The organism is Arthrobacter monumenti, assembly GCF_054511255.1.
Genome location: NZ_JBTNCY010000007.1, coordinates 181,495 through 206,049, shown reverse-complemented (window position 1 = coordinate 206,049; position 24,555 = coordinate 181,495). Strand labels below are relative to the sequence as shown.

27 protein-coding genes are annotated in these 24,555 nt (G+C 61.9%); 17 read left to right on the top strand and 10 right to left on the bottom strand.

The features are described from left to right. Positions 1–120: 120 nt before the first annotated feature. Together ACX80B_RS12310 and ACX80B_RS12305 are read left to right on the top strand one after the other, a co-directional pair. Entirely contained in the window at positions 121–1,368 is a 1,248-nt protein-coding gene (locus tag ACX80B_RS12310; protein WP_459296499.1) for an MFS transporter, read from the top strand. 43 nt (positions 1,369–1,411) lie between these two features. After that, positions 1,412–2,329 carry an N-acetylglucosamine kinase gene (locus ACX80B_RS12305; protein ID WP_459296497.1) on the top strand — a complete coding sequence of 306 codons (918 nt, stop codon included), beginning with the start codon at positions 1,412–1,414 and terminating at the stop codon, positions 2,327–2,329. Here ACX80B_RS12305 and ACX80B_RS12300 read toward each other — a convergent pair. Beyond that, positions 2,310–3,032, bottom strand: a complete 723-nt coding sequence (locus tag ACX80B_RS12300) for a class I SAM-dependent methyltransferase (protein WP_459296495.1) — start codon at positions 3,030–3,032, stop codon at positions 2,310–2,312. The genes ACX80B_RS12305 and ACX80B_RS12300 overlap by 20 nt on opposite strands. A gap of 244 nt (positions 3,033–3,276) precedes the next feature. Here ACX80B_RS12300 and rsgA point away from each other — a divergent pair, with 244 nt between their 5' ends. The 6 genes from rsgA (at position 3,277) to ACX80B_RS12270 (ending at position 9,422) form a co-directional block, all read left to right on the top strand. After that, complete coding sequence (rsgA, locus tag ACX80B_RS12295) at positions 3,277–4,332, top strand: ribosome small subunit-dependent GTPase A (protein ID WP_459296493.1); 1,056 nt, start codon at positions 3,277–3,279, stop codon at positions 4,330–4,332. A gap of 215 nt (positions 4,333–4,547) precedes the next feature. Beyond that, positions 4,548–5,651, top strand: a complete 1,104-nt coding sequence (locus tag ACX80B_RS12290) for an ABC transporter ATP-binding protein (RefSeq protein ID WP_459296745.1) — start codon at positions 4,548–4,550, stop codon at positions 5,649–5,651. Further along, positions 5,651–6,382, top strand: coding sequence for an ABC transporter permease (locus ACX80B_RS12285; RefSeq protein WP_459296491.1), 732 nt, complete (start codon positions 5,651–5,653; stop codon positions 6,380–6,382). Before ACX80B_RS12290 ends, ACX80B_RS12285 begins: the two co-directional genes overlap by 1 nt. After that, positions 6,379–7,158, top strand: a complete 780-nt coding sequence (locus ACX80B_RS12280) for an ABC transporter permease (RefSeq protein ID WP_459296489.1) — start codon at positions 6,379–6,381, stop codon at positions 7,156–7,158. The genes ACX80B_RS12285 and ACX80B_RS12280 overlap by 4 nt, the downstream gene beginning before the upstream one ends. After that, complete coding sequence (locus tag ACX80B_RS12275; RefSeq protein ID WP_459296487.1) at positions 7,155–8,111, top strand: ABC transporter substrate-binding protein; 957 nt, start codon at positions 7,155–7,157, stop codon at positions 8,109–8,111. The genes ACX80B_RS12280 and ACX80B_RS12275 overlap by 4 nt, the downstream gene beginning before the upstream one ends. A 96-nt stretch (positions 8,112–8,207) precedes the next feature. Next, complete coding sequence (locus ACX80B_RS12270) at positions 8,208–9,422, top strand: pyridoxal phosphate-dependent aminotransferase (protein WP_459296485.1); 1,215 nt, start codon at positions 8,208–8,210, stop codon at positions 9,420–9,422. A 21-nt stretch (positions 9,423–9,443) separates the two neighbouring features. Here ACX80B_RS12270 and ACX80B_RS12265 read toward each other — a convergent pair whose 3' ends face one another. Further along, complete coding sequence (locus tag ACX80B_RS12265) at positions 9,444–9,692, bottom strand: exodeoxyribonuclease VII small subunit (protein WP_459296483.1); 249 nt, start codon at positions 9,690–9,692, stop codon at positions 9,444–9,446. Then, positions 9,689–10,990, bottom strand: coding sequence for an exodeoxyribonuclease VII large subunit (gene xseA, locus ACX80B_RS12260; RefSeq protein WP_459296481.1), 1,302 nt, complete (start codon positions 10,988–10,990; stop codon positions 9,689–9,691). The genes ACX80B_RS12265 and xseA overlap by 4 nt, the downstream gene beginning before the upstream one ends. A 96-nt stretch (positions 10,991–11,086) precedes the next feature. Between xseA and ACX80B_RS12255 the strand changes: the two genes are divergently transcribed. Further along, positions 11,087–11,926, top strand: coding sequence for a hypothetical protein (locus ACX80B_RS12255; RefSeq protein WP_459296479.1), 840 nt, complete (start codon positions 11,087–11,089; stop codon positions 11,924–11,926). A gap of 34 nt (positions 11,927–11,960) precedes the next feature. Continuing rightward, positions 11,961–13,046: a 4-hydroxy-3-methylbut-2-enyl diphosphate reductase gene (locus ACX80B_RS12250; RefSeq protein WP_459296477.1), complete on the top strand. Its 1,086-nt coding sequence runs from the start codon at positions 11,961–11,963 to the stop codon at positions 13,044–13,046. A gap of 56 nt (positions 13,047–13,102) precedes the next feature. Here ACX80B_RS12250 and ACX80B_RS12245 read toward each other — a convergent pair whose 3' ends face one another. Further along, the gene (locus ACX80B_RS12245) at positions 13,103–14,356 is read right to left on the bottom strand and encodes a DNA recombination protein RmuC (RefSeq protein WP_459296475.1); all 1,254 of its coding nucleotides are present in this window, start codon (positions 14,354–14,356) and stop codon (positions 13,103–13,105) included. Positions 14,357–14,443: 87 nt separating this feature from the next. Between ACX80B_RS12245 and ychF the strand changes: the two genes are divergently transcribed. The 3 genes from ychF (at position 14,444) to ACX80B_RS12230 (ending at position 16,282) form a co-directional block, all read left to right on the top strand. Further along, positions 14,444–15,529: a redox-regulated ATPase YchF gene (ychF, locus tag ACX80B_RS12240; RefSeq protein WP_459296473.1), complete on the top strand. Its 1,086-nt coding sequence runs from the start codon at positions 14,444–14,446 to the stop codon at positions 15,527–15,529. A gap of 246 nt (positions 15,530–15,775) precedes the next feature. Beyond that, on the top strand, positions 15,776–16,027 hold the full coding sequence (locus ACX80B_RS12235; protein WP_459296471.1) for a type II toxin-antitoxin system Phd/YefM family antitoxin: 252 nt from the start codon (positions 15,776–15,778) through the stop codon (positions 16,025–16,027). After that, entirely contained in the window at positions 16,028–16,282 is a 255-nt protein-coding gene (locus ACX80B_RS12230) for a Txe/YoeB family addiction module toxin (RefSeq protein ID WP_459296469.1), read from the top strand. A 244-nt stretch (positions 16,283–16,526) separates the two neighbouring features. Here ACX80B_RS12230 and ACX80B_RS12225 read toward each other — a convergent pair whose 3' ends face one another. The 4 genes from ACX80B_RS12225 to ACX80B_RS12210 all read right to left on the bottom strand — a co-directional run bounded on the left by ACX80B_RS12225 (position 16,527) and on the right by ACX80B_RS12210 (position 19,307). Beyond that, entirely contained in the window at positions 16,527–17,294 is a 768-nt protein-coding gene (locus tag ACX80B_RS12225; protein ID WP_459296467.1) for an SCO1664 family protein, read from the bottom strand. Continuing rightward, complete coding sequence (locus ACX80B_RS12220; RefSeq protein ID WP_459296465.1) at positions 17,294–17,848, bottom strand: DUF3090 domain-containing protein; 555 nt, start codon at positions 17,846–17,848, stop codon at positions 17,294–17,296. Before ACX80B_RS12220 ends, ACX80B_RS12225 begins: the two co-directional genes overlap by 1 nt. Before the next feature lie 9 nt (positions 17,849–17,857). Beyond that, positions 17,858–18,565 carry an MSMEG_4193 family putative phosphomutase gene (locus tag ACX80B_RS12215; RefSeq protein ID WP_459296463.1) on the bottom strand — a complete coding sequence of 236 codons (708 nt, stop codon included), beginning with the start codon at positions 18,563–18,565 and terminating at the stop codon, positions 17,858–17,860. 148 nt (positions 18,566–18,713) lie between these two features. Beyond that, positions 18,714–19,307: a VOC family protein gene (locus ACX80B_RS12210; RefSeq protein ID WP_459296461.1), complete on the bottom strand. Its 594-nt coding sequence runs from the start codon at positions 19,305–19,307 to the stop codon at positions 18,714–18,716. A gap of 158 nt (positions 19,308–19,465) precedes the next feature. On the opposite strand from ACX80B_RS12210, the gene vapB reads away from it, so the two are divergent. Continuing rightward, on the top strand, positions 19,466–19,690 hold the full coding sequence (vapB, locus tag ACX80B_RS12205) for a type II toxin-antitoxin system VapB family antitoxin (protein ID WP_459296459.1): 225 nt from the start codon (positions 19,466–19,468) through the stop codon (positions 19,688–19,690). Continuing rightward, complete coding sequence (locus ACX80B_RS12200) at positions 19,681–20,100, top strand: PIN domain-containing protein (protein ID WP_459296457.1); 420 nt, start codon at positions 19,681–19,683, stop codon at positions 20,098–20,100. The genes vapB and ACX80B_RS12200 overlap by 10 nt, the downstream gene beginning before the upstream one ends. A 153-nt stretch (positions 20,101–20,253) precedes the next feature. On the opposite strand, the gene ACX80B_RS12195 is transcribed toward ACX80B_RS12200, so the two are convergent. Next, entirely contained in the window at positions 20,254–20,499 is a 246-nt protein-coding gene (locus ACX80B_RS12195; RefSeq protein ID WP_459296455.1) for a hypothetical protein, read from the bottom strand. A gap of 518 nt (positions 20,500–21,017) precedes the next feature. Beyond that, entirely contained in the window at positions 21,018–22,457 is a 1,440-nt protein-coding gene (locus ACX80B_RS12190) for a hypothetical protein (protein WP_459296453.1), read from the bottom strand. A gap of 70 nt (positions 22,458–22,527) precedes the next feature. Here ACX80B_RS12190 and ACX80B_RS12185 point away from each other — a divergent pair, with 70 nt between their 5' ends. Further along, a complete protein-coding gene (locus ACX80B_RS12185) occupies positions 22,528–23,745 on the top strand; it encodes a hypothetical protein (protein WP_459296451.1) in 1,218 nt (405 codons plus the stop codon). 171 nt (positions 23,746–23,916) lie between these two features. Further along, the gene (locus tag ACX80B_RS12180; RefSeq protein WP_459296449.1) at positions 23,917–24,534 is read left to right on the top strand and encodes a hypothetical protein; all 618 of its coding nucleotides are present in this window, start codon (positions 23,917–23,919) and stop codon (positions 24,532–24,534) included. The last annotated feature ends 21 nt before the right edge of the window (positions 24,535–24,555 follow it).

The following is a 24,555-nucleotide window of genomic DNA, read 5'->3' as shown; positions in this document are numbered from 1 at the left end:
CTCCATTGCAGTCGCCAAATCGTGTTTTGCGTAATTTGATCAATCCTGGGCCAACTCTACGTCCAATCGATCATCGATGTCTCACTATAGAGAGGATATTGAGACACGGATGGGGTGAAGATGACGGTACTGAGCGAGCTGCGGATGCGGCCGGTTATGACACAGCAATGGGGCTGGGACGCCTCGGTCCGGATGCGCCTGGCGCTCTCCGGCGTCGTGCTGTCGATGCTGTTGATCGGGGCGAACCTTGCCACGCCGCTCTATCCGCTGCTGCAGGCACAGATGGGCCTCAGTTCCCTGGATGTCACGATCGCCTTCTCCAGCTACGTGTTGAGTCTGGTGACCGGGCTGATGCTTGTTGGCCACTGGTCCGACCATATTGGCCGGCGCGCCGCGCTCACCGTCGCCATCGTCATCGCACTGGCCGGCGGGATGGTGTTCGCCAACGCCACCGACCTCTTCCAACTGGCGGCTGGCCGGGCGCTGCAGGGGGCCGCCGTTGCACTGGCCACCGGCGCCAGCGCGGCGTCACTGCGCGAACTGTTGCCGCGGCATCCCGAGTGGTCTTCCCGGTTCACCCTGCTGGTGTCAGCCGGAGGCGTGGCGGCGGGGCCGGCGATCGGCGGAGTCCTGTCGACCCTGCCATCTCCTGTCCAAACGCCGTTCGTGATTCATTCGGTCGCGATGATTGTTTTGCTGGTTCCGCTGTTGCTTCTAAAGGCCCGACCGGCGATCAATCCGGCCGAGTCCGGGCGTGCGATGGCGACCCTGAAGCCCCGGAAGCCGTCCATTTCCCGTGAAGCGCGCAGCCAGTTCTGGATGGCGTCGCTCGTCGGGTTCACCAGCTTCGCCGTTTTCGGTTTCTTTCTGTCCCTGGCTCCGACCTATTTCGCCCAGATCGCCGGCACGTCCTCCCGTCCGGTGATCGGTTTGCTGGCCGCGCTGGTGCTGGGCAGCTCCGCCATCAGCCAGTTGTTGGCCCTGCGCGGACGTTTCCTCGTTCCGGTCGGACTGGCCGGGATGGGGGTGGCAGTTCTCCTGGTTGCCGCTGCCGGAGTGCTGGACAGCGTCCCGCTGCTGATCGGTGCCAGCCTTGCCGCTGGAGTGTGTCAAGGCGCAGCGTTCCGGGTCGTGTTCAACGAGGTGGCGAACAGCATCGAATCCGGGCGGCACGCGCAGATCATCAGTACGGTTTATGTCATCACTTATCTGGGCAGCGCCGTGCCGGTCATCGGACTCGGCGCTGCCGCCGGAGCATGGGGACTTCCGACGGCGGTGAACGGGTTCGCTGCGACCATCGCCTTGATGTGCCTCGTGCTGGCGGGCACAGCGGCGCGAAAGGCCGTCCGGCCCGCCGCGCGCGGCTAAGAACCTTCTCCTGCGGCCGGCGCGGCATCGGTAGGCTGGTTCCATGGTTGCCGACGGAAACGACAGGACAGAACGCGACGTCATCGGTCTCGACATCGGCGGCTCCAAGACCCACGGCATCCGGATCAGCGCTGGAAAGGTCGTTGCCGAGGCGACCGCGGCCAGCGCCAACGTCCAGAACGTCAGTGCCGTACAGGCAGGCGAAGCCCTGGCACGGATCTTCGCCGACCTCGGCACTGACGGCGTCGGGCACATTATTGCCGGCGCAGGTGGGGTGGACACGGACGACGACGCCCGCCACCTGGCCAGCCTCATCCAACCTTTTGTGCCAGGCGCCCGGATCGACGCCATTCACGACACCCGGCTCATTCTGGCTGCCGGCGGTGCAACTACCGGCATAGCGTTGATTGCGGGGACCGGTTCCGTCGCGTGGGGTACAGACGGCACGGGACGCACAGCGAGATCCGGCGGGTGGGGCTATGTGCTCGGCGACGAGGGCAGCGGTTACTGGATTGGCCGCGAAGCCGTCCGGCACGCCCTGCGGCAGTTCAACCGGGGACAGCAGCCGGACAGCCTGACACATGCACTGTTGGAGGCGGCGGACGTCGCCGCCCCCGAAGGGCTGATCGCCCACTTCCACAATTCTCCGGACAGACACTATCTGGCGGCCCAGTCCAGACTTGTTTTCGACGCCGCCAGCGCCGGTCATCAGGCAAGCAATGAAATAGTCGACGACGCCGCCGCTCACCTCGGCGCGCTGGTCGCCGATGTCGCGGACCAGTTGGAATTAAACGGACCGGTGGTGGGCGGCGGGGGACTGGCCGTGCATCAAGCGCTCCTGCAGGCGAGGCTGGCACATCATCTGGGCCGGCACGGGTTGGAAGAAGTACGCTTTCTCGACCGCGATCCCGTCTACGGCGTGTTGAGGTTGCTCGAGCAGGCTAGGCAGCCACGACGATGATTTCAGGACTCGATGCCGGTTCGAATGGTGCTCCGTCCCAGTTCCCATACCACTGGACGTTGTCGTAGCCGGCTTCTGTGAGCAGCCCGGAAAGGCGTGAGGGCGCTATGAACCTCAGCGTGCATTGTTCGGCTATTTCGGCTCCGTCCGAGTCAAAGCGGGTGCTGGTTCCGAACGTGACCAGCTCGCTGTCCACGTCCAGTAATTTCCAGGTGACTTCAATCCGGCCGGCGGAGGTCTGCTGAACGTCCGGGTCGCCGTCGGCGCTGTGCCAATTCGTCCACGCCTTCCTGGCCGGATTCCGGGATTCGAACATGAACCGCCCGCCCGGGACGAGCCTCTTTCGCACCACGGTCAGGGTTTCGAGGATCTGTTCGTCCGACAGTAGATTCTGGAAGGCGTGTCCGCTCATGATTGCGGAATCAAAGGCTTCGTCCGGCAGGCTTGTCGCGTCGCCGTCGATCCAGCGAACCAGGTCCGCGCCCGGCCTTGAGCGCGCGAAGTGGAGCATTTCCGCTGACGGGTCCACTCCCACAACGTTATGACCGGCGCGGGCGAGACGGACGGCAAAGGATCCGGTTCCACAACCGACATCCGCTACCCGGTGTGGTCTTTCGCCAATGAAGCCTGCGTAGAAATCCGTGTCCCACGTACCTGCATTGAACTCGTCATAGAGCGCCACCATGCGTGGTTGGTCGATCACTTCAGCCGCCACAAGTACCTCCGGATTCCAAGTGTCCGCAGAACACCAAAGCCCTTGGCATTCCCCAATCGGTAGCGTACTCTAAAACCTACGTGATTCCGCACAGCTGAGGAGGTGGGTAGTGATGACTGTCTTTCACCTGACTTCATCCCATTCCGGCACATCTGCCACCCAATCTGCCTCAGCGCGCTTTCCGGCCTGAAAACCAATCTTCGCGCGTGAGGCCTCACCATGAGGTTTAACAGTGCAAACACCTTTGGCTCCCTACGGCTATACCGACCGCATCGAGCAGCTTTTCCAATCGAATTTTGAACAACCACGCCCCGCCCGGGTCGTCCGGGTGGATAAAAACCGCATCCTGTTGGCAACCGCCGAAGGACCGCTGCACGTAGCGTTTCCCAGCCTCGACGAACAGTGCGCCACCGGAGACTGGGTCCAGCTCGGCACCAACAGCGAAAACGAGCGGGTCATCGCCGCCGTTCTGGAACGTTCCTCCCTGCTGGCCAGGAAAAAGGCACACGATCCGCTCTCAGGCGCACAGGTACTGGCGGCCAATATCGACGTCGTCGGCGTCGTGGTGCCCATCGACCGGCCGATTTCGCACAACCGGCTCGAACGGACGCTGGTCGCGGCCTGGGACTCCGGCGGCACGCCGCTGGTGATCCTCACAAAGGCGGATCTTTCCAATGGGAACGACGACGTCGTGGGCCAGGTGATCGACCAGGCCGCCGGCGTCGACGTGGTAACCACGTCGGCAGAGTCTGGCGACGGCCTGGAGGAACTGTTGCTGCGTGTGATTCCGGGCCAGACCCTGGTGCTGCTGGGGCCCTCCGGCGCCGGCAAATCGACCCTGATCAACGCTCTCGCCGGCCGGCACCTGCAGGACACCGGGGATGTCCGCGCCGTCGATGGCCGCGGCAAGCACACCACTACCGCCCGGGAGCTGATCCCGCTGTCCAACGGCGCCGTCCTGATGGACACACCCGGCGTGCGTGGCTTTGCCTTGTGGGAATCGGATACGGGGATGGAAGCCGTCTTCGGGGACATTGAGGAGCTCTTCGCCGAGTGCAGGTTCCAGGACTGCAGGCACGGGCCCGAACCGGAATGCGCTGTCCAGGCCGCGCTCGCAGCAGGAACGTTGGAGCCCCGGAGGTGGAAAAGCTACCTGAAACTCCAGCGTGAACTGGCGAGGCTGGACCGCCAGCATGACGAAGTCGCGAAGCGGCAGTACGGGCGGGAATGGTCCAAGATCGTCAAGGCTCAGGCGAAGGCCAGACGGCACCCCTCCCCGCGTGGTTAAGTTGCGATCCGGCGACGCGGCGTCATTTTTCGTGGACGGAGCCGCACTACTTCAATAGAGTACTCATGAGGGTTTCCACCAAGCCATCCGGTTCTGGGGAACGAATATGGTCTGACGGCTGTGTACCGCAGGAAAGGTGAGGCTCGATGACAGAAACGCATGACGCCGAGGTCGATGGCGCCGTGCGTCCTTCAGGGCGCCAAAACCGGAAGCCGATGATCGAATTCGACTCGGTGACCAAACAGTTCCACGCGGACCAGCCCGCCGTCGATAATCTGAGCATGGACATCGACCGCGGTGCCATCACGGTCTTCGTCGGCCCATCCGGCTGCGGAAAGACGACGTCGCTGCGGATGATCAACCGCATGGTTGAGCCGACGTCGGGAACCATCCGGGTGGACGGGCAGGACAGCTCCACCAGTCCGGCCGCGCAGCTGCGCCGTTCGATGGGATATGTCATGCAGTCGGCCGGGCTGATGCCGCACCGGACCGTCGTGGACAACATCGCCACGGTGCCGCGGCTGAATGGCAAGAGCCGGAAGGAAGCGCGCCAGCGGGGCATCGAGCTCCTCGAGGTCGTGGGACTGCCTGCATCGATGGCCAAGCGCTATCCCTCCCAGCTTTCGGGTGGGCAGCAGCAACGTGTCGGAGTGGCACGGGCGCTGGCCGCCGACCCGCCCGTACTGCTGATGGATGAGCCGTTCAGCGCCGTCGATCCGGTGGTCCGTGCCGAGCTGCAGGCCGAACTGCTAAGGCTGCAGAAGGATCTGGCCAAGACCATCGTTTTTGTCACGCATGACATCGACGAGGCGACCATCCTTGGGGACAAGGTGGCCGTTTTCGCCGTCGGTGGCCGGCTGGCGCAGTACGCCACCGCGGAGGAGATCCTCCGCGCCCCGGTCGACGATTTCGTCGCCGGCTTCGTGGGCCGTGACCGAGGATTCCGGCACCTGGGGTTCAGCAACGGCGGACAGGTCCGCGTCCATCCCATCACCACCCGCGCGGTGAACCAGCTGCCCGAGGGCAACGCCGGCCGCGAATGGACCCTGGTCAGCGACGACGGCGGCCGCCCGGTTGGCTGGATGGCCGCCGGTTCGCCGCCGCTGCAGGACGCTTCCGAGCTGATCCCAGGCGGTTCGCTCTACCGGGTCGGCGATTCGCTCCGCAGCGCACTGGACGCGGCCTTATCCTCTCCATCGGGTCTTGGAGTGGCTGTCGACGACGGCGGCCGGGTTGCCGGCGTCGTCAAGCCTGCCGAAGTGCTGGCCAATATTGAGCAGGCCCGGATCTCCCGGAATTCGCGGAACGGCACGGCCTGATGGATTGGGTATTCACCAACTATGAGGAGATCCTGCACTACACGGGGTTGCACCTCTACCAGTCGATACTTCCACTGGTGTTCGGGCTGATTATCGCCATTCCCGTGGGACAGCTGGCCATGCAGAACAGGGCGCTTGGCGGGTTCATCCTCTCCGGCAGCTCCATCATGTATACCGTTCCTTCCCTGGCGTTGTTCGTGATGCTGCCGGTGATCCTGGGGACGGGGATTATCGATCTGATCAATGTGATTGTCGCGCTGACGCTGTATGCCGTCGCGCTGCTTGCCCGGTCCATGGTGGACGCCCTGAATTCGGTCGACGACGGCGTCCGGCAGTCGGCCACGGCGATGGGCTACAAACCCCTGCGCCGGTTCTTCGCGGTCGACCTTCCGCTGTCCGTTCCGGTGCTGTTCGCCGGACTGCGGGTCGTCTCGGTCAGCAATATCTCCCTGGTCAGTGTCGGCGCCGTGATCGGCATCCCCAACCTCGGGTACTACTTCATCAACGGCATGCAGCGGCGCTTCATCACCGAAATCATGACCGGCATCGTCATCACGCTGATCCTCGCGGTGCTGATGGACCTGCTGCTGGTGCTGATCGAAAAAATGCTGACTCCGTGGATCCGGGCTGCGAAAGGCGCACCGCCCGCGTCCGACGCTGAATATGCCCAGTCACTCGCCACAGCAGATGGAACGACGGCGGCCGGCGGGACAGGGACGGTGCAGCAGTGATCGCCGCTCCGCTGCAGACCGGATCCGGTGAAGCAGCCGAAAGCAGCAACATCTTCGTGCAGACCTTCTACTTCTTTGCCGATCCGGCCAGCTGGACCGGCGACCAGGGGATCCTCTGGCGCACCGTGGAGCATCTGCAGTACACCGGCATCACACTGCTGGCCGCCGCGCTGGTCGCCGTCCCGATCGGACTCTATGTCGGGCATACCGGCCGGGGGAGAGTCGCCGTCGTCGCCGTGGCCGGTGCCTTGCGCGCATTGCCCACCCTAGGACTACTGGTCCTGTTCGCCGTACTGATGGGAATCGGGCTCGTGCCGCCACTGCTGGCACTGGTGATCCTAGCCATCCCGCCGTTGCTGGCCGGAACTTACGCAGGCATTGCCTCGGTCAACCCGGACACCGTCGATGCTGCCCGCAGCATGGGGATGAAGGAGTCGCAGGTGCTTTTCCGCGTGGAAGTGCCCAACGGGCTGACCGTCGTGGTCGGCGGATTCCGCACCGCCGTATTGCAGATCATCGCCACAGTCGCGGTAGTCGCGTACCTGAACCTTGGCGGATTGGGCCGCTACCTGATCGATGGCGTTGCGGTCAGGGACTATGTCCAAATGTTCGCCGGCGCACTCTTGATTGCGGCGTTGGCTATTGTGGTGGATGGCGTTCTGGCTGCTGTCCAGCGTTCGATCATTCCGCGCGGATTGAAACCCGTTAGTCCGGCGGATATAGGGAAGTCAGGCAGCGGCGCAACCGCGGCCGGTACACAAGGAGGAAATTCATGAGGAATACCCAGAGACGTTTTGGACGTGCTGGAACGGGGCTTGTGGCCGGGATGTCCCTGGCGCTGATGCTGAGCGCCTGCGGCGCCGGTGAAGATCCGCTGTCCAACTCTGAGCCGTCCGGTTCTGCCGGTTCCGGTTCGGGTGAGCCGCTGGTCGTTGGTTCGGCGGCATTCCCCGAAAGCGAGATCATTGCCGAAATCTATGCCGGCGCACTCAACGCTGCCGGCATCGAGGCGGAGACCCAGCCTGCCATCGGGTCACGTGAGATTTATGTTGGTGCCGTCCAGGACGGTTCTGTCGACCTGGTGCCGGACTACAGCGGCAACCTGCTGCTGTTCTTCAACCCGGAGGCAGAAGCGGAATCCGCCGAGGAGATCATGCAGGCCTTGCCCGAGGCGACGCCGGAAGGCCTGGCCGTGCTGGAGCCTTCGGAAGCTGAAAACAAGGACGCCATGGTGATCACGCAGGCGACTTCCGAAAAGTACGACCTGACGAGCCTGGCCGATATTGGCGATGTCTGCGACGAACTCGTCCTGGGTGCTCCGCCCGAGTTCGCCGACCGGGCCTACGGGCTGAAGGGTCTCAAAGAGACGTATGGCTGCGAGTTCAAGTCGTTTGAACCACTGAACGACGGCGGCGGGGCCGTGACCGTGCAGGCGCTGATCGAGAACGATATCCAGGTTGCAGACATCTTCACCACCACGCCGGCCATCGAAGACAACGGTTTGGTTGTGCTGGAGGACCCGGAGAATAACTTCATCGCCCAGCAGGTGCTGCCCCTGATCAGCGAAGAACGTGTGGGGGAGGAAGCACACGACGTTCTCAATTCAGTTTCGGCGGAGTTGACGACTGAAGACCTGATCAACCTCAACCGTCAGGTCAGCGGGGACCAGAAGCGCAGCCCCGAAGCCGCGGCGCAAGGCTGGCTGGAGGAAAACGGCTTTACGGAATAGCAGTTCCACCACTGTTGGATTGGGATCAGAGAGGCCACGCCGGTTGACACGCCTGCGTGGCCTCTCTCGTAAGCCGCCTTATGGCATGCTTTTGATATGGCAGAGTTCAAGCAGTCCGACAAGCTCCAGAATGTGCTCTACGATATCCGCGGACCGCTCCTGCAGCACGCGCAGCGGATGGAAGCCGAAGGTCACCGCATACTGAAACTCAACATCGGCAACCCCGCCCCGTTCGGGTTTGAAGCGCCGGACGCGATACTGATGGACATCATCCGGAACCTGCCCTACGCGCAGGGCTACAGCGACTCCCGTGGCATCTACTCAGCGCGGACCGCCGTCGTACAGTACTACCAGGGCCGCGGGCTGGAAGGCCTGGATGTCGATGACGTGTACCTCGGCAACGGCGTCAGTGAACTGATCACCATGTCGCTGCAAGCGCTGCTCAACAACGGCGATGAGGTGCTGATCCCCAGTCCCGACTATCCGCTCTGGACGGCATCGGTGAGCCTGGCCGGAGGGAATCCGGTCCATTACCTGTGTGACGAGGAATCACACTGGTGGCCGGACGTGGAGGATCTGGCGTCCAAGATCACCAGCCGGACCAAGGGCATTGTGCTGATCAACCCGAATAACCCCACTGGTGCGGTTTACCCCAAGCAGATCGTGGAGCAAATCGCCGAATTGGCGCGGAAGAACGGACTCATTCTGTTCTCGGATGAAATCTACGAAAAGATCCTCTACGACGGCCATGAACACGTCAATACCGCCACCGTGGCCGATGATGTCCTCTGCCTGACCTTCAGCGGACTGTCCAAGGCGTACCGGGTGGCAGGTTTCCGCAGCGGCTGGCTGGCCATCACCGGCCCCAAGAAGTCCGCCGCCAACTACATCGAGGGCATTAACCTGTTGGCCAGCATGCGCCTGTGTGCAAACGTTCCGGCGCAGCATGCCATCCAGACGGCGCTGGGCGGACACCAGTCGATTAACGACCTGATCCTTCCCGGCGGACGGCTGCTCGAGCAACGCAATATGGCTTACAAGCTGCTCAATGACATTCCCGGGGTGAGCTGCGAGCTGGCCGCGGGGGCGCTGTACCTGTTCCCCAAGCTCGATCCTGAGATGTATCCGATCGAGAGCGATGAGAAATTCGCCCTCGACCTGCTGACGGAACAACGGATCCTGATATCCCACGGAACGGCCTTCAACTGGAAGGACCCGGACCATTTCCGGCTGGTCACGCTGCCGAATGTGCCGGATATTGAAGATGCCGTGGGCCGGATCGCCGAATTCCTGGACGGATACAAGCCGTAGCGGGAGGGCTGACTCCTGGTTTTAGCTTTCTTCGACTGCTTCTTCCTTCTCTCCCTTTTCCTGCCGTGCGGCTTCCAACCGTTTGCGGGCGCCTTCCAACCACTGCTCGCACCGTTGCGCGAGGGCCTCGCCGCGTTCCCACAGGGCAAGGGATTCCTCGAGCGTTGCCCCGCCGGTCTCCAGTTTGCTGACGACTGCGACGAGTTCTTCGCGCGCCTGCTCGTATGACAGCTCGGCGACGTCGGCCGTCTCGGGAACCGGATTGCTCATTCTGCGGACTCGTTTCTACTTTGGGATGAACTGGACTGACGTGCCTCGGCATGCAGCTCGCCCTCAGCGACCCTGATCCGCAGACCGCTACCATCGGGGGCGTCCACGGCGCGCCGGAGCACCGAGCCGTCGTCGAGCTGGACCACAGCATAGCCCCGGTCCAAGGTCTTCTGAGGCGAGAGTGAACGCACCTGTGCGCGCAGGTGCTGCAGCCGGTCGTGGCCGCGGCGCACTTCTGATGAGATGGCACCGAAGGTCCTGGCCTGCAATCGCTCGAGTTCCTCGTGTCGGACAGTAATCATGCCCTCCGGGTTGGCCAGTACGGGCCGCGTTCGGGTGGCGGCAAGCCGGTCCGACTCGCGCGAGACGAGCTGGGTGATGATGTGTTCCATCCGTCCACGGCATTGGTGGATGCGGTGCATTTCCTCGGCGACGTCCGGAACGATGCGCTTGGCGGCATCTGTCGGAGTTGAGGCGCGCACATCGGCGACCTCATCAAGAAGCGGCCGGTCGGCCTCATGCCCGATGGCGCTGACGACCGGCGTTCCGGCCGCCGATACCGCACGGATAAGGTCCTCGCTGCTGAAGGGCAGCAGGTCCTCCATTGAACCACCGCCCCGCGCGATGACGATGACGTCGATGTCATCCCTGCCGTCAAGCTCCTTCAGCGCCCGGCACACTTGCGAGATGGCGTTGACTCCCTGGACTGCCACCTCCCGTATCTCGAACTCCACCGCCGGCCACCGCAGGGCGGCATTGCGCAGAACGTCCTTTTTGGCGTCCGAATCCCGTCCGGTAATTAAGCCAATCCGGTGCGGCAACACCGGCAGCGCACGTTTCCGGGCCTCCGCAAAGAGTCCCTCCGCCGAAAGTGCCTTGCGCAGCATTTCGATGCGCGCCAGTAAGTCTCCCAGTCCGACGGGGCGGATATCCCGGGTCTGCATCGACAAGCGGCCGGTTTTCATCCAGAAGTCCGGTTTGACTTGGGCTACCACGCGTGAGCCGCTTTCAAGCGGCATGGCCATGCGGTCGAGGGTGGAACCGAATATGGTCAGCGACAGCGAGATCTCTGCATCCGTGTCGCGGAGCGTGACATAGCAAACGTTTCCGCGGCGGTTGAGCTGGACTATCTGGCCCTCCACCCAGACCGCCGGTGCACGTTCGATATGGACCTTGAGCTTTTCCGACAGCAGGCGCAACGGCCAGGGACGGTCCGCCGACGTCTCCATCGCGGTCCCGGGCAGGGTGCTGGGGCCCGCTCCTGAGGGGCCGCTGGGCACCATCCCGATCTCCGTCATGGTTAAAGACTTATCACTTCGTGCCCACAGTTTCCGCTCAGTAGACTGGTGCACCGGCATAATGTGCATAACTCAACCCTGAAGGCGGTCCAATCCGTGCGTACTCTCTTCTCGGCATTCGCCGGCATTGCCGCCGTCGTTCTCATCTGCGTGGCGGTGCCGGCGCTGTGGCTGGACCAGCACGTCGTACAGGAGGAGGGATTCATCGAACTGGCCGCTCCGCTCGGTTCTGATCCACAGTTCCAGTCCCAATTGGTGGATGCAACGGCTGAGACTGTGATTGCCGACGCCGACTTTGCCCCTGGCTTGGCAGAGTTGGTCCGGCCGCTCGTTGAGGGTGCCGCGGAGTCGTTGACTGATCATCCGGAGTATCAAGAGGCGTGGAATGAAACGCTGCGGCTCAGTCATGAATTGACCTTCACAACTGAGGCCCAGCCGCCCGAAGCCCAGGGCGGCGGCGCCATCACACTCGATATAGCGCCCTTGGTGACTCTAGTGACAGAGGATGCGGCCCAGGCAATCGGTACGGACATTCCGGTTCCGCCGCAGGTGCTGGTTGGATTTGGCCAGTCGGACCAGGGGCGGGCAATTCAGTTTATTGAGAACTACGCCGGTCTCGCCGTTCCTTTTGCCGCAGCTTCCGGCGTCGCTTTTGTACTTGCCATGGCAATCGCACGACGGCGGTCCACCACCTTGCTCCTGATAGGTTTCGGCGTTGCGCTGTCGGCCGGATTATGGAAACTGGGAATGGAGTTCGCGGTGCGGCAGGTGAGCGCTTCGCCGGATGAAAATGCCTTGGCAGACCTGTTTAAGGATTTCTTTGTCTCGACCGCCGAATCGAGCTTTAACGCCTGGATCATCGCCGGGGTTGGAGCGGGCATCATCATGATGTTGGTGGGTCTGATCGCACGCATCTTCGCCGGGAGCCGAACTTGAAGTTTCGATTAGGCGGACCCTTTATCATGGAAAGATGACTAGCACGGCGGTCTCTGTACCTATGCCCATGATCCCGCGCAAGCGGCGCACCCCCGAGGAGGTGGCCGCTGCCGCACCCGTGGACGGCCCCCGGAAGGTCCTGCTGGCAGCGCCGCGCGGTTATTGCGCCGGCGTCGATCGTGCCGTGATCGCGGTGGAAAAGGCGTTGGAACACTACGGCCCGCCGGTCTACGTACGGAAGCAGATCGTCCATAACCTGCATGTGGTCTCCACCCTCGAGGAACAGGGAGTCATCTTTGTCGAGGAAACCGACGAGGTGCCTGAGGGAGCCACGGTGGTGTTTTCCGCCCACGGCGTCTCGCCGGCTGTCACCCAGTCCGCTGCCGACCGCGGCCTGCAAACGATTGACGCTACCTGCCCACTGGTGACGAAGGTCCACCGTGAGGCAGTCCGCTTCGCCAAGAACGAATTCGATATCCTTCTGATCGGCCACGATGGGCATGAAGAAGTAGAGGGAACGTTCGGTGAAGCCCCCGAGCACATTCAGATCGTGAACGGTCCTGAAGATGTGGACAAGGTGGAGGTCCGCGACCCCGAGAAGGTCATTTGGCTCTCCCAGACCACGCTCAGTGTGGACGAAACCATGGAGACGGTGCGCCTGCTGCGTGATCGTTTTCCGACCCTGCAGGATCCGCCCAGCGACGACATTTGCTATGCCACATCGAACCGGCAGGTGGCCATCAAGAAGATTGCCCCGGAAGCAGACCTGGTCCTGGTGGTTGGTTCGGCCAACTCGTCCAACTCTGTCCGCCTTGTGGAGGTCGCCCTCGAATACGGTGCCAAGGCCTCCCACCGGGTGGACTTCGCCAACGAGATCGACGAAACGTGGTTCGAAGGCATCCAGACGGTGGGAGTGACATCCGGGGCATCGGTACCGGAGGTCCTGGTCCGCGAGGTTCTGGACTTGTTATCCGACTATGGCTATGGCGACGTCGAAGAGGTCGTCACTGCCGAAGAGGACATCATCTTCTCCCTGCCCAAGGAACTCAGGGCAACACTGAAGGCCGCCGGGGACTCGTCACGCGGCCTCGGCGGAAACGGTTCCCGTCCCACCTCATAGGTAACAGGCGACTGAAGGGTCCGCGGTGACTGCGGCACCTTTGGCCCGCCACGTCCTTAGGCGCTTCGCTCTTCATCGTCTGCATCCAGACGACGGCGTTCCTGCCTGTCCTGGTACTCCAGCAACTCCGGAGCTCCGAGCAGCCGCGGCGTTGACTCCAGTGGAGGTGCCTTCTGCGCGTTTTCCGTGAAGGTGGACGGGTCGATCGCGTTGATCCGCCGGGCCGTGGGGAACACCCTCGACTCCAACGTGCCCACAAAGGAGTTATAGCGCTCCACGGATGATTTCAATGATGAACCGAGCTTCGTGACGTGGTCTCCCATGGTCCCGAGCCGGTCGTAGAGCTGGCGGGACAACTCGAACAGTTCCTTGGCGTTGTCGGTCAGCACATCCTGGCGCCAGGTGAACGCCACGGCTTTCAGCATGGCGAGCAGGGACACCGGTGAGGCGAGTGCAACGTTCTTACGGAATGAGTACTCGAGCAGTTCCGGATCCGCATCCAGCGCCGAGGCGAGGAACGACTCCACCGGAATGAAGCAGACCACGAGTTCAGGGCTGTTTGTGCAACCATCCCAGTACTTTTTCTGCGCGAGAGTATCGACATGCGCCCGGACGGCCTTGGCATGCTGTGCCAAGAGGTTCTTCCGCCGGGCCTGGTCCGTCTCGCTGGCTGAAGCGGAAATCTCATGAGCCTTCAGGTAAGAGGACAGCGGGACCTTCGCATCGACCACTATCTCCTTGTCGCCGGGCAGCCGGATGACCATGTCAGGCCGGGTTACCGCATCCGCCGTCACGTTATGCACCTGTTCGGTGAAGTCGACGTAGGGGAGCATGCCGGCGGCTTCGACGACCCGGTGCAGCTGAACTTCACCCCAACGTCCGCGTGCGCTGTTGGAGCGGAGAGCCGACGACAGCGATTGCGTGGTCAGCAACAGTTGTTCGTCGGCGCTCTTGGCGTCCTTCAGCTGCTGAGCCAGCTGGCCAAACTGTTCCACCCGGTCGCGTTCCAGGACACTCACCTGTGACTGCATGTGGTTGAGCTTTTCCGCCACCGGCGCCAGCGCCTTCAGCACGGAACTGTCCTGCTGCCCCTGCGCTGCCAACTGCGCATTCTGCGAGGTCAGGAGCCTGCGTTCAGCCTCCGCCGCCGCCAATTGGGTGCGCGCTTCGCCCAGACGGTGGCTGACATCGTCGAGCTCTGTTTCCAGGCCGCTGACCCTCCTGCGGTAGAGGACCGCCGTCGTACCTGCTCCTGCAAGCGCACCAATAAGCAGCATCAGGACGACCAGTAGAATCTCAAATCCGTTCATGATTCAACTGTCGCATCCGGCTCCGACAGTATTGTGAAGACTGGCCGCTTCGCCGTCGTCCAGCCTGAAACGCTAGTATTGATCACCGTGGCTTTAACTATTGGCATCGTCGGACTGCCCAACGTCGGCAAATCAACTCTTTTCAACGCTCTGACCCGCAGTCAGGTGGTCGCAGCGAACTACCCATTCGCGACGATCGAGCCGAATGTCGGCGTCGTCAGCCTTCCTGACTCGCGCCTGGACAAGCTGGCGGAAATCTTCAACTCCGCCAAACTGCTGCCGGCCACCGTCTCCTTCGTGGACATCGCCGGGATCGTCAAGGGTGCTTCCGAGGGTGAGGGTCTCGGCAACCAGTTCCTGGCGAACATCCGCGAGGCGCAGGCTATTGCCCAGGTGGTCCGGGTCTTTGATGACGACGACGTCGTCCACGTTGATGGCAAGGTCGATCCGGCGTCGGACATGGAGACGATCAACACTGAGCTGATCCTCGCCGACCTCCAGACTGTGGAAAAGGCCATTCCGCGGGTGGAGAAGGAAGTCAAGATCAAGCGCACCGAGCCGGCCAAGCTTGAGGCGCTGGAGAAGGCCAAGTCGGTCCTGGAGCGCGGCGATACGATTTTCGCGTCGGTGGACAGCGACAAGCTGGACATGGAACACCTCCGCGAGCTGAGCCTGCTGACGGCCAAGCCGTTCATTTACGTTTTCAATGTCGACGACGCGATTTTGGGCAGTGCCGAGCGGCAGGCCGAACTGCGGGAACTGGTGGCTCCTGCCGACGCTGTTTTCCTCGATGCGAAGCTGGAGCAGGATCTGGTGGAGCTGGATCCGGAAGAAGCACGCGAGATGCTGGAGATGAACGGCCAGGAGGAATCCGGACTGGATCAGCTGGCCCGCGTCGGCTTCCACACCCTTGGACTCCAGACCTACCTCACCGCCGGTCCGAAGGAAGCGCGCGCCTGGACCATCAATCAGGGCGACACGGCCCCGCAGGCGGCAGGCGTCATCCACACCGACTTCCAGCGGGGCTTCATCAAGGCGGAAGTCGTTTCCTTCGCCGACCTCGTCGATGCCGGTTCGATGGCGGAAGCCAAGTCCCGCGGCCAGGTCCGGATCGAGGGCAAGGACTATGTAATGGCCGACGGCGACGTCGTGGAATTCAGATTCAACGTATAGCGGCTGACGTATCACCACGTCGCTGGTATGGCGACCATGCAGGTCAGATGGGGTCCGTCTCTCAGGAGTCGGGCCCCTCGATTTTTCCCGCGCTGGAAGGGGACGAGAGCGCCCACGAAGTACCCGGACGCGTTGAGGAGGATCATGCCGGCCGCACTGAACTTCCCGGCCAGCCAAGCGCCCCATCCGTTTCTGCGAGTGGTACCATAAAGGGGTACAACTTATTGATATGAAGGGGATGGTCCCATGTCCATCAGTGCCAGCGAGGCCCGCAAAACCTTGTTCCCGCTCATTGAGCGTGTGAACGACGACCGGGAGGCCATCGAGATCGTCTCCCGCAAGGGAAACGCCGTCCTCATGCCCGCGGACGAGTATGCGGCGTGGCAGGAGACTGCCTACCTGTTCCGCTCGCCCGCCAACGCCCGCCGGCTGCTCGATGCCTACGAGCGCGCCACCGCGGGCAGGACCGAAACGCACGAGCTCGACCGGGAGGACTGAGTGCGCCTGGTCTGGGACCCGTCCGCCTGGGAGGACTACAAGCACTGGCAGAAGGCCGACCGGCGGATCCTCAAGCGGATCAACGCGCTCATCGACGCTTGTCTGCGGGAGCCGTTCGCCGGCATCGGGAAGCCCGAGCAGCTCAAGTATGGCGCGCAGGGGGCGTGGTCGCGACGCATTACCGAGGAGCACCGGCTCGTTTACCTCGTCGACGGCGACGACCTGGTGGTCCTCCAGACGCGCTACCACTACTAAGCGGTTGGCTCCTCTGAAACAGCCTGAGCCACGAGTGCTCCGCCGCATCCTCATTGGACAGAGACCATGACAGAAGCTGCTCCTGACTGCGCTTTGCCTGAGACGCGCCGCCGCTACTCGGGCCGGCTGCGGTTCTTGTGGCAGGCAGTACGGCTATCCGCATCGATCGTCTCGTGACCGTAAGGTTGGTATGTGCGGCGACGTGGTGGAATTTAGGTTCAACGTATAACTCCTCGTAAATCCCTTAGAACAGCGGCCAGGGCACCGCCGACATCTCACCGCTCGGAGCCGGAAACCGCCCTGCCAAGCGCAACCGGGCGCAGCGCGCCGCGAGCGATGCGATTTCTTCTGCGCTGAGCAAGTCCGCCAGGTTTCGGCCCAGTCCACCGTGCAGTCCTTGGCTGACACGATCTACGCCGTCGCGTTCCTCGGCGGTCAGAGCGTCTCCCAGCCATCCCCACAGGACCGTGCGCAGCTTGTGGTCACGGTGAAAGGTAAGCCCATGGTCCACGCCGTGCCGATGTCCGTCCTCCATGGCAAGGATGTGGTCGCCTTTGCGGTCGGCGTTGTTGACTAGCACGTCGAACACCGCCATGCGTCTCAGCGCGGGGGAGTCCTCGTGAATGAGGGCGACCATTTGGTCGTTCTCATTCCGACCTTGGAGGACCTGCTTCCAGCCAATCTCCGGTACGTTGTCCGTCGCGATCAGATCCACGGCGTTCTGGGCGGTGTCCGTTTCCTGCCAGAGCTGCACCATCCCCTCACCCAGCGGACCATCGCGCAGCCAGGTGCGAGGCACGACGTTCCAGCCCAAGGTCTCCGAGACCAGGTAGGCGGCCATCTCCCGGTGGGCAAGCGCGCCGTCGGGGAAATCCCACAGGGGACGCTCGCCTGCTATCGGCTTATAAATAACTGCTGCGCCGCCGATGCTCCCCAGGAAGGTGGCGTTCGACGCCGTCGTTATGCGTCCCGTGAGCGTCAGCTCGGCGGTCAATAGGTCCGGCGTCAGCATCAGACTTCGGGAAGGGCGCAGGTGTGCCCATCGGCGTCTATGGGTTGACCGCAGAGCGGGCAGATCGGACGTCCGGCCCCCACGACCTCGCGGGTGCGCTTGGCGAAGGCGCGGGCGGCACCGACCGGCATGCTAACCCGTAGCACTTCGGACGCGTCGGCATCGTCGCCATCGGGGAAGGCCTCGTCTTCCTCAGTGTCGACATCGCCCAGCGGGTATGCCTCGACGACGATCTGCGCCGTCGTCGGGTCCCATCCCAGGCTCATGACGCCGGTGCGGAACTGTTCCTCGACCGCCTCAAGATGGTCATTGTCGACGAGTTCGATCGGAGTGCTCATGGGCACGCTGAAAGGGTTGCCCTCGAGAGTGATGAGCTGATCGAGGATCTCATCGATTTTCTCGGCGAGCTGCGCTGACTGCTGCTTCTCGAGGGCGATGCTGACGATCTGCTTGCCCGTGCGTACCTGCAGGTAGAACGTGCGGGCCCCCGGAAGGCCGATGGTGCCGACGACGACGCGGTCAGGCCAGGCAAACTCATGAACAGTTGTAGGCATGGGACTATTTTAGGCTCTTCCGGTTCGTGGACCCGTGTGCCCTGCGCCACCGCCCACTGGTGCGTCGTCGGAATTGACGCTGTGGGTCAGCCACGACAGATCCCCGGCGTCGGTATTGGTTGCGTGGACGGTCGGCCGATTGGCGCCGTAGCGCACGATCGATACGGAGGCCGGGCCCACATTGATGCGCTGGAACAGGTCAAGGTGCATGCCGAGCGCGTCGGCGAGGATCGACTTGATGATGTCACCATGACTCACCGCAACCCACACGGCCCCTGGCCCGTGGACCGATTCAAAGGACGCATCGTGGCGTCGAATCGCGGCCACCGACCTGGTCTGCATCGCGGCCATGGATTCGCCGTCCGGAAAAGTGACGGCGGATGGTTGCGACTGCACGGCCGACCACAGATCCTCGTTCGCGAGATCACTGAGCTTACGGCCCTGCCACCGGCCGTAATCGCACTCGGTGAGATCGGGATCGACCGGCGCGTAAGGCGCTCCAGTCTGGCGATCGAGGATGAGCTGGGCGGTCTGCTGACAACGCTCAAGAGGGCTCGACACCACCCCGACCACGGGCACGGCCGCGAGCCGGTCTCCGGTCAGCGCCGCCTGGTCCCGCCCGATCTGGTCCAGGCCGATGCCGACGGACCGACCGGCCAGCAGTCCACTGGCATTGGCTGTGGTGCGGCCGTGCCGCACGAGAATAACTGTCGCCATCCACCCAGCCTAACCACCCGGTCGATGGCGGTGTGAACCTTACAGGTCACGCTGGTGAATGGGGTCCGTAGAGGGGGGAGTAGAGGTTGTTCCACGACGTAACGTTGTGGAGTTTAGATTTAGCGTCAGAGCGAGTCCCGGTCTGATCTCAGCCGTCCGACAAGCGCTCGGTCAGCTCGTCGATGAAGTTTCGAGCTTCGCCTTGCGCCGGATCGTCAGCGGATGCGCGCCTGATCGCACCTTGGAGGACCTTGACGGCCTGAGCCACGTCCCCTTTGCTGTCAGCGAGCACGACCGCGTTCTGAACGGCCTCGCCCAACCGGCTGTGCTCGGGAGGCGAGGTTTCCGCGATCCCGCCGCGGAAGAAGCGAAGCCAGTTGCCAGCCGGGTCGACGAGACTGAATCCGCTCAGCCCGTCGGCGTTCTTGCGGGCCCGCGGCCGTGTGATCCGCGGGAAGCCCTTGATTGGCAGTTTTCCGTACGCCTCGCGGAGTCCTGCTGCGAACTCCTCCCAGATCTGGCCCGTGTCGTCGACGATGACGAGGCAGGAGCTGTGGGAGGACTCTGGTGTGTGACCGTCCAGTCCGTAGTACTGCAGGTCGAACCCGTGGCCGTTGAGGCCGAGGGCCGGGTTCGGTCGAAGTTGGCGGTAGGTGGTGCGGAAGCCCAGGGCGGCGAAGAAAGGTTCGATTTCGTCGATGTCGGCGCAAGGCAGCAGGGGGATCGTGCGGGGGTAAGACACCTCAGCACTCTACGCGGGTGCGAGTCGATGATCCAGACTTTGCTCCGTGCCGGAACACGGTGGAGTCCCGCTTTAACGTGTACTCGCGCCCCGCGCCGCTGTGGTTCCGACGTGCAGTATACGTGCTATCGTGATATCACGATGGCGAGGAGGTAGTCATGACCAACGTTCTGATTCGAGGACTCAGCGATGCGGCCGTCGAGCGTATCGATGCCGAGGCGGCGGCGCTGGGCCTGTCCCGCAACGAGTTCCTGCGTCGCAGGCTTGAAGGAGTGTCGTCCGCTCCGGCTGGGGCGAGGGTCACGGCGAATGACTGGAGTCGGTCTGCCGCGGCGTTCGGGGACCTGGCTGACCCTGCCGTGATGGATGCCGCGTGGCGGTGACGAACTGGCTCGTCGACAAGTCGGCCTATGTGCGCATGCAAGCGGGTCAAGCGGCGCATATAGAAGAGTGGAACGCGCGTATCGAGCGCGGCCTCGTTCGACTCTCGACAATAACGAGGCTTGAGTTCGGCTTCTCTGTCCGCTCAGGAGATGCCGGACGTGAGGCATTCGGACTGCCGCCGCTCTTGCTCATGCCGATCGAGTATCTGACTCCCGCTATGGAAGACCGAGCCTGGGAAGTGCAGATGCTGCTCGCCGATCGCGGCCAGCATCGTGCGCCATCCATCCCGGATCTCCTGATTGCGGCAACGGCGGAGAAGGCCGGGCTGACGGTGCTGGCGGTGGACAAGGATTTCGATCTGATCGCCGAGGTTACTGGGCAGCCGGTGGAGATGCTCGCGCTGAAGTGAGCTGATTCCGTGTCCGCCTGTGCGGCGTCGGGGCGAATCTCGCGATGCGCGGCCATGAGTACTTGCTAAGCGGCGCAAGTCACCAAGCATGGAGGAGTGAGCGCCGTCTAGGGCCGACGAAGACTTCAAGAGCCGCTTCGAAAACGCTACGGCTCAGTACAACATCTCGACCAGTCGAGAGGTGCCGCTAGTGAGGTCGAGGTACGGGAGTCGACCGTCGTTGAACATGTTGTCGAGGTCGCGCTGAAGCTCCGAGATAGAACCGCCCGCAGGAGCAACCGCGTTCGCGGTGTAAGAGAACTTGCCCTCTCCTTCCATGTAAAGCTCGCGGATCTCCCACATCTCCTCACCAGACGTGGCATCGCGGACTCGGGATGCCACGTACCGCCACGAGTTCATACTGTTCAAAGTACCTCTCGTACGGTCTCTTCGGCGAGCGGCTGCGGGATCGGATCCGGCTGGCGAGCGCATCTACCGCCAGGCGAAGCTCGCTTCCGGTTGGCCGAGCGTAGGCTGGAGACGTTGCAGAGGGCATGCGCTGAGGGTCAGTTCAGCTGCAGGACGTGAGCATCCGAAGATAGCCCGGGACGCATTGTTCATGAGGGCTTTCGAGAATTGCGCGCTTTTCGCCGACGCAGCGATGCCGGCTACCTCGTGCATCTGCATGTGATCATGGTCCCCGTCGCACTCATCGGTACTCCCAGCTGGACGTTCGGATGCTCTGAGGGGGTGACGAAATCCCCGGGCCATAGAACAGGGCAGGTCGGGCGACGGGTCACGTTTCTTCGGACCGAAACCATTCACGCAGGCTTCGGGAGATGGCCGAATCACTGTCAGTGACCGTCTAAAATGCACCGCCCTCGATGCGAGCACCCCGGCCGCCGGAATAGAGACAAGCTCGCGAAGCTCCGGCGTATTTACATGCTTCGCCATGGAAGGGGTTCCAGCGGTTTGGACTGGCCGGTGCGAAGCTTGTGCTTGATCCGTCGTTTCAGCGCGGCGAGGAGTTCACGGGTGGTATAAGCGGCTGCGGTCTGGTCGGGTCGTTCTTTGGGAGAAAGCTTTCGGACGCGGTGGTAGAGCGTCCGCTTTTTCTCATCGGACAGTTCTTGTTTGACTCTCGCGAGATCTGTGCCGAGCCGTTTGTTCTTAACTCTCTCGGCTTCGAGTAGCCAATTCGTCTTGTCGAGTTTTGCCGTCACCTGGTTGAGCCGTTTTATCTTTGCATTACGTTGGGCGGATCGCTTGGCGGCGCGGCGTTGCGTATTTGCTCCAGCGAGGATCACTCCGGTCAACGCCCGGATGCCGACGTCGACCGGGATCGTATCGCTGTCGACATGATCAGCCGACGGCGGTGCGACGGAAAGCTGATCAAGGTCGCCAACGATGCGAACTCCGCTGTCGCGAATTTCCTCGGCAAAGCGTTTTCCATCCTTCACGGCTGCTTCTGCCGCCCAGGCAGGGAGTCCGACGCGCGGTTCATCGCCTACCGCCGTCCGCTGAAGGAAACCGCGGTTGGCGGCGCCTCGCCACACGAACTCGTTAAAGCTTCCCCAGCCTACGCCGTGATCGACGAGTTCTCGATTGAGCCGTTGAATCACGTTGGCTTCAACAGCGGTGAATGACCGGTTCGTGTCAGTGCCGCGGGCCAACATTCCCGAGGGAAGGCCAAGCAACGACTCGAATGTATCGCTCAGGTCAGTCGGCCGGCTTCGGTCCACGACGACAACCGTGACCTTGTCCTTCCCGAGCAGCCGCGCCCACCGCCTTACAAGTTCGGCCTGATCGTAGGCTCGCCGGAACCGCGCGGGCATGGGCCGGTCGGATGCGGTGTCATAAATGCGACGGAGCCAGTCATTGAGCGGCTCCGTCTGGGCATCGTCCTTGAGGCCCTGCGCCCACAAAGATGGAAGAATTGCCGCCGGCGATCGCAAGGTGACCGCAACGTGGGTCCTACCACTCCCCAGCTCGTCGAGAATCCGCAGGCACGCCGCGTCGTCGGCCTGGCTGACGAACTCGTGGCTGACCAGTATCCGCCGGCTGTTGTCAGCCTCGATTTCTGCCTTGAGGTTATCCCACTCGATCCTGTCCGGAATCCCGCCGCCGTCCATATCCAGGCGGTCGGGACCCAATGGCCCGGTTCGCCGGCCCGTCATGGTGCCCCAGCCCAACAGCGCTCCCAGCTCGGACCGGTGGTTAAGTTTGGTGCCAGGATAGCGCACCCCCTGGTCAAGCAAGGCTTGGCGTTGATCCCTGGCAGCGGCTTGGACCGCCGTCGTCCCCGTCTTCATCGGACCGATATAGAGTAGGCGTGAGCGGGGAGGCAGCAACTCGTCTTTGAGTGTCGAACTCGGCATTCGCTGAGCTTAGCAAGCTCATTATGACTAGAGATAACTTTTCAGAACCATGGGGGAAATGACGTGCACTGTGAGCGATGAGAACGATAAGAGCGTAGAAGCCGTTGCGGTAGAGGAGCTAGGAATCACCGTCGAGGTGGACGATGAAGGTCTTCACGGGGACGAGGCCTCCAATCCAAGCATCACCGCCATGATGGATGCACAAAATAGAGAAGCAGAGCAGTTCGCCGTCGAATTCCTGAAAAAGATCATACGTCTACGTGGCGTGCGCATTGACAGAGCGCAATTCCTCAAGGCGGAACTTCACAAAAGAGGTATCGGGGCCGCAGAGATCGACAGGGCGGTAAGCGAGAACCCTGCGGTGGCAGGGATTTCACCAGTCACGCTTGATGAAATCGCCGAAAGCGCCATTGATTTTGAGACTGGAAAATCCACAGCTCTGTCATTTGCTGCTGGTTTACCTGGCGGCTTTGCAATGATCGGAACAGTGCCTGCAGACATTACTCAGTTCTACGTTCACGCCTTCCGGGTGATGCAGAAAATCGCCTACGTTTATGGCTGGCAGTCGTTCCTCGATGATCTCGAAGACATAGATGACGAAACCTTGGGCAAGCTTGCAGTGTTCCTTGGCGTAATGATGGGTGTCGGCGGCGCGTCGTCCTCGCTTGGACTTTTTGCCCTTCAGGTTGCCCGTCCTGCCGTGCAAAAAAAGATCGCGGGTGTGGCCCTGACTAAAACTGCGTGGTATCCCGTCTTGAAGGAGACACTGCGGATCATCGGAGTGCAGGTAACTAAGCAGAGCTTTGCCAAGACGGTGAGCAAAATAGTTCCGTTGGTAGGGGGAGTGGTTTCGGGAGGCCTCACTTTCGTCACTCTCAGTATTCAGTCGAGAAGGCTGATGACGCATCTGAGAGTACTGCCCCCTCCGAATGTCGATGCGGAGGCCTATCTGGCAGCCGTGGACCTTGCTGATGAAATGGCGCCCAGTAAGACGAAAGCCCTTGCAGATACATTCGAGGATGTTGGCTCGACGATCAAGGGAACTGCATCTCGAGCTGCGGACAAGTTCCGCTCAAGCCATATCCTTGGCGAGGGCGTTCGTGACGCGGCAGAGGGCCGTTCGAAGGCCAAAAACTTAGGTGGTGCGATTGCTGGAACAGCCGGCAGCGTGGGGTCTAACGTATCGGGTTTGTTCAGGTCGAAGAAGAAGCAACAATCAGAAGCGGACAGTTCTCATATCCAAGATGTCGCCGGTGAAAAGCACGCTGGGATTCTTACTGAGCAATAGTCACTATCTCGCCTCCTGAGCGAGATTACCGGTTCTGTTTCACTTCAAACAGGCCGGACCGCCAACATTAAATTAGCTATCGCATAGCCGCTGGCCTGTGATGTGCGCCTAAAATACCGTTGCTCCAGAACAACGGACAAATCCGACGAGAGTAGTGGGGAAACCTCGATAATGCCGTTCTTCTCAAAAAAAGTGCCCCTGTGGCTGATTTTGCCGATAATCATCGGCCTTGTTGCAGTGGCCGCAATTGGGGCGACGCCCGCGGCGTTCAGCATCTTTGCCTCGGGTGCAGCGTCCGAGACCCGCAATACCCAAGTCATTAACTCGATAACCCGCCAGGAGCAGGTCGTACTCGTAAGTTTGGGTATTCAGGGCATACAAGAGGAAGAGCGGTCAGGGCAGCGCTTCCTCGGACTGGAGGTTCCCGGAAGCGGGAGAGCATCATTCATGCAATATAGCTTCCATGCCAAGCTGGGTATCGACGGCAAAGATGTGCGAATCACGCAGACCGGGGAAGGCAAGTATCTCGTTTCCATCCCGGAGTTTATTTTTATTGGGCACGACGACCCACACTTCGAATTAGCCACCGAGAACAACGGCGCCCTGAGCTGGATGACTCCGAAAATCGATCCTGTCGAAATGATAAACGACATTCTCGATGATGATGCGAAAGATCAGTACATCGATGCCAATGACGTGGTTTTGAGAGATCAAGCGAAGGCCTTTTACATGGGCATCATCAGGAGCATTGACCCAACCATCGACGTTAAGTTCGAGTTGCGCGACTGACGTAACGGTGAATTCAGGTCA